This window comes from Oscillibacter sp. CU971 (assembly GCF_905219725.1).
GTDB lineage: Bacteria > Bacillota > Clostridia > Oscillospirales > Oscillospiraceae > Oscillibacter.
In genome coordinates, this window is the sequence record NZ_CAJMXG010000230.1 from 1 (window position 1) to 4513 (window position 4513).

Consider the following 4513-nt stretch of genomic DNA (forward strand, 5'->3'; position numbering starts at 1 on the left):
TCCGGCGCAATAAGCGGAATGTGCGCTATATGAACCACAAGTACCATATCAAGACAATTCGTTTATATCCGACAAAGGAGGCAATGTAATGGCAGAAGAGTATCCGTCCAACTCCAATCGTGCGAAAAACGATAAGCCCGCCGCTCCCGAGAAAAAGGTAGAAGCGGTGGTGTCCGGCGGCGCCAAGACCCGGAAGAAGAGCGAGGCCAAGAAGCTCGCTGACACCTTCATCTCCGAGGACGCCGGCAACGTCAAGAATTATATTCTTGTGGATGTGCTGATCCCAGCTATCAAGAAGGCTGTCTGCGACATCGTGACCAACGGGATCGAGATGATCCTCTACGGTGAGACTGGACGGGCCAAGGGCAGCACCGTCAACTACTCGAAAATCTCCACCCGCCGGTATGATCGTTCTGGCGAGCGCCGGGACTATACGGCGTCGGCGCGGCGCGGTTTCGACTATGACGAGGTGATCGTCCCGAGCAGGGGTGAGGCTCAGAAAATCCTGGACTGTATGGACGAGGTCATCGCGCAGTATCGGTTCGTGAGCATCTTCGACCTGTATGAGCTGGCCGGTCTGGATGCGCCGTATACCTACGACAAGTATGGCTGGAGCGATATCAGCACCGCGAGGGTCCTCTCGGTTCGGGAGGGTTACCTCATTAAGCTCCCCCGCCCTGTTCCGGTGGATTGACCGTCTATGGAATACGGCTATCTGATACCCTACGGCTTTAAGGGCTTGGTCGACGGCAGATGGATGCTGTTTGCAACCGAATCCGAGTACCACGAATATTTGAAGGAGGAAGACCATGAAAGACAGTAATCTGGAGCTTATCGTCGGCATCGGCGTTGCCATCGCTGGGATGATCGGTATCGGCTACGCCATCGGCACTCGCTCCAAAATGAATACCCTGTGCGAGAAGCTGGACACGTCCATTGACAAGCTGTCGGATGACATTCCGGTTGATATTCCGGAGAAGCTGGTGTCTCGCGCCATTGAGAACGCCGTGCAACGGGAAGTGGCGGCTGCTGTGAAGCTGGCTACGAATGAGGTGGTTGCCGCGGCCGAGCGCGACATCCGCAAGGAAGTGAACGCTGAGGTGGAGCGGCAGTATACCGCAATCTCCGACGGGGTTACGGACGAGATTGCCGCCCGTGTCGCCCGCATCGACGAGGCCAAGCTTCGGAAAGAAGTAGTCGAGAAGGCCAAGAAACAGATCGCCGACAAGTTCGACGATAAGCTGGACGACCTTTTGGAGGAGTTCAATGGAAACCTTCAGAATGTCGGGAAAATCTACACTTCCATTGCCAAATCATTTACTAAGGAGGGTTAATCACCATGAAAAAGACTGAACTGACTGCTACCTTGAGCCGCACCGTAAATAAGGTCGGCCTCCAGATCAAGAAGAGGAGCCCCGAGATCCTGATCGTCGCCGGCGTGGTAGGCACCGTCACCAGCGCCGTCATGGCCTGCAAGGCCACCCTGAAGGTGGACGAGATCATGCGGGAGAGCAACGACACCATCGAGAAGGTCCACAAGGCCCGGAGCATGGATGGGCAGCCGTCCCCCAGCAACCCTGAGAAGGTCATCGAGTACACCNCCGATGACGCGAAGAGCGACTTGACCAAGGTCTATATCCAGACCGGCCTGAAGCTGGCTCACCTCTACGCCCCCTCTGTCATCCTGGGTGCTCTGTCCATCACCTGCTTCATTACGTCCCACAACATCATGCGCAAGCGCTGTGCCAATCTGGCGGCGGCATACGGCACCTTGGATACGGCCTTTAAGAAGTACCGCGAGCGGGTGGCAGAGCGCTTTGGTGAGGAAGTGGAGAAGGAGATCCGCTACAACATCAAGGCCAAGGAGATCGAGAAGACCATCGTGGACCCTGAGACCGGCGAGGAAAAGACTGTGAAGGAGACCGTCAAGGTCATGGACGGCGACCCTTCTTCGGTCAGTCCCTATGCTGTGGAGTTCAGCGAGAGCAACCCCAACTATTGCAAGGACCCCAATATGAGCTTTGCCTTCCTGCGGGCCCAGCAGCAGTATTTCAACGACCTGCTCCAGGCGAAGGGGCACGTCTTCCTGAACGAGGTTTACGACGCTCTGGGCCTCCCTCGTACCAAGGCTGGCGCTGTCGTCGGCTGGGTCTTCGACTCGGATGCGCCTGTGGGCGACAACTATATCGACTTCGGCATGTACACCGCGGACAAGGAGAAGGTGCGGGATTTCGTCAACGGCGTGGAGCCGACGATCCTGCTGGACTTCAATGTGGACGGAGTGATTCTGGACCTGATCGTAAGCCATCAGGCGATTGCGTAAAGGAGGCCGCCATGAACAAACGAATCGCTCATGGGATGATATTTGTTCCGCTGCTGTGTCTTCTGTTGGCCCTGCTCGCCTTCGCCCCTGTCTGGACATGGCAACATGACGCTCAGCCTCCCATCGAGGAGGCGGCGTCCGAGCCGGTGAAGACACCCTGCCCCCTGGAGTTGAACGACCTGGCTCCTCTTGTTAGCAAAGAGATATTTTATGCTCCATCTCCTTCGACGGCGGCGGAAACGACCCCCCCAGTGGAGGATTGGGTTTGTCCGCTTACGGACGAGGAGGTGGAGCTTATCGCTTTGCTTACGATGGCCGAAGCGGAGGGCGAATCCGAGTATGGGCAGCGCCTTGTGATCGACTCTGTGCTCAACCGGATGGATTCGGAGCACTTCCCTGATACCGTACATGGCGTAATCTATCAAAAGAATCAGTATTCATCTATGACTGGCGAACGCGTCACTCGCTGCTGGGTCAAGGAGGAATTGTGTGAGCTGGTGCGTTCCGAATTAAAGGAGAGGACTGACTATGATGTGGTTTTCTTCCGAACAGGACACTATCATCCCTATGGAACCCCATTATTCCAGGTCGGAGCCCATTACTTTTCCAAGTACGGATGAAAGGAGCGGATATCATGATGGACCATATGAGGACCCTTTTGAGTTACACCCTGGCGACGATGGCCGGGATCTGCTTCATCGGCGGGGTTGCCGTTCTGTCTGGCGGGAGGTGACGAACATGGACGGCTTGGCGAACATTATCTCGATGCTCGATTATGTACTCGATTCCCCGAGAAAACGGCATATCACTGGAGGTATTCTGCTGAGCGTTTCCATGCTTTTCGGCAGTCTGGCGCTGACTGTCATCACCCTGAAGAACGAGGAAAACATCATTGAGGAGGAACCCGAACATGAACAAGAAGAGTAGTCTTCTGGCGTTTATGCTGGGTATGGCCGTTGGCTCGGCCATCACCTGGCAGATGATCAAAGATCGGTACGAACGCCGTATCGAGGAAGATCGCAAATCGCTGGAAGCGATGTATTCGGCCAAGAAGATGACCGGGGCCGTAAAGCCCGAAGCCGCTGAGACGAAGCCGGAGGAGAAACCTGCCCCCGATCCCAAGGAGCTTGCCGAGCGGGCAAAGGACAAGCCCGACATCGGTGAGTACGCCAAGCGGCTCCAGGGCGAGGGCTACACCAACTATGCCGGTGGCGGACAGGTCATGGAGGTCAAGGAGCCGCCCAAGGCCGACGCCGTGGATATTCCCTACGTCATCTCTCCGGATGATTTTGGGGAATTGGACGGCTATGAGCGAATCAGCCTCACCTACTATGCCGATGGTGTGCTGGCCGACGAGGACAACGAACCGGTGGATGACATCGAGGAGATTGTCGGCGACGGTCTGGAGCACTTCGGCGAGTATGAGGAGGACTCGGTCTTCGTCCGCAACGACGCGAAGAAGTGCGACTATGAGATTCTCAGGGATCTGCGCACGTTTGCCGAGGTCGTCGCGAAATTTCGTTAAGGAGGTATAACTTTGACCAGAGACGAGTTGGTAAATCGGTACTTCGATTGGATGTACCAGCTCGTGGTCGACCGATATTCCAAGCTGTCTTATCGGAGGCTGTTCGCCAAGCTCCATTCGACGGAGTTTATATTTGAGATTCCGATGGATGGAAACCGAGCCGAAGACGGCGTCGAGCTTAGATATCGGTTCGGCCGCGAGCAGAACTATCCGGACGCTATGGTTGCGTCTCTGCTGGATGACACCTCTTGCAGCATTCTTGAAATGATGATTGCCCTTTCCATTCGCTGTGAAGAGCACATCATGGACAATCCCGATATTGGCAATCGAACCGGGCAGTGGTTCTGGAACATGATTGTCAACCTCGGACTGGGTTCCATGGATGACGAGAAGTTTGACCGCGGGTATGTTGAGTTCGTACTCAACCGCCTGCTGGACAGGCAGTACGAGCGGAATGGGAAGGGCGGTCTCTTCACCGTAAGCAACTGCCGGAGGGACATGCGCTCGGTTGATATCTGGTATCAGATGTGCTGGTATCTGGATGAGATCGTGTAGCGTGTCTCTTCTTATATTTTTGAAAGGAGATACCCGATGAACGAGATGCTCAATTACGTCTTCAAGTCGATGAAGACCACCGAGAGGGCCCTGGTCAAGCTGGAAAAGAC

Annotated in this window: 7 protein-coding genes; all 7 read left to right on the forward strand. The window is 55.3% G+C overall.

What is annotated here, in order from left to right:
* The first annotated feature begins 88 nt into the window (after positions 1 to 88).
* On the forward strand, positions 89 to 694 hold the full coding sequence (locus JX325_RS13005) for a hypothetical protein (protein WP_204791531.1): 606 nt from the start codon (positions 89 to 91) through the stop codon (positions 692 to 694).
* A 115-nt stretch (positions 695 to 809) separates the two neighbouring features.
* Entirely contained in the window at positions 810 to 1334 is a 525-nt protein-coding gene (locus tag JX325_RS13010; protein WP_204791532.1) for a hypothetical protein, read from the forward strand.
* Positions 1335 to 1339: 5 nt separating this feature from the next.
* Positions 1340 to 2323, forward strand: a complete 984-nt coding sequence (locus JX325_RS13015; RefSeq protein ID WP_204791533.1) for a DUF6353 family protein — start codon at positions 1340 to 1342, stop codon at positions 2321 to 2323.
* An 11-nt stretch (positions 2324 to 2334) separates the two neighbouring features.
* Positions 2335 to 2943: a cell wall hydrolase gene (locus JX325_RS13020; RefSeq protein ID WP_243414082.1), complete on the forward strand. Its 609-nt coding sequence runs from the start codon at positions 2335 to 2337 to the stop codon at positions 2941 to 2943.
* 118 nt (positions 2944 to 3061) lie between these two features.
* Positions 3062 to 3250 carry a histidine kinase gene (locus JX325_RS13025; protein WP_204791534.1) on the forward strand — a complete coding sequence of 63 codons (189 nt, stop codon included), beginning with the start codon at positions 3062 to 3064 and terminating at the stop codon, positions 3248 to 3250.
* Positions 3234 to 3848, forward strand: a complete 615-nt coding sequence (locus tag JX325_RS13030) for a hypothetical protein (protein ID WP_204791535.1) — start codon at positions 3234 to 3236, stop codon at positions 3846 to 3848. Before JX325_RS13025 ends, JX325_RS13030 begins: the two co-directional genes overlap by 17 nt.
* Before the next feature lie 63 nt (positions 3849 to 3911).
* Positions 3912 to 4403: a hypothetical protein gene (locus JX325_RS13035; protein WP_374220622.1), complete on the forward strand. Its 492-nt coding sequence runs from the start codon at positions 3912 to 3914 to the stop codon at positions 4401 to 4403.
* Positions 4404 to 4513 lie beyond the last annotated feature (110 nt).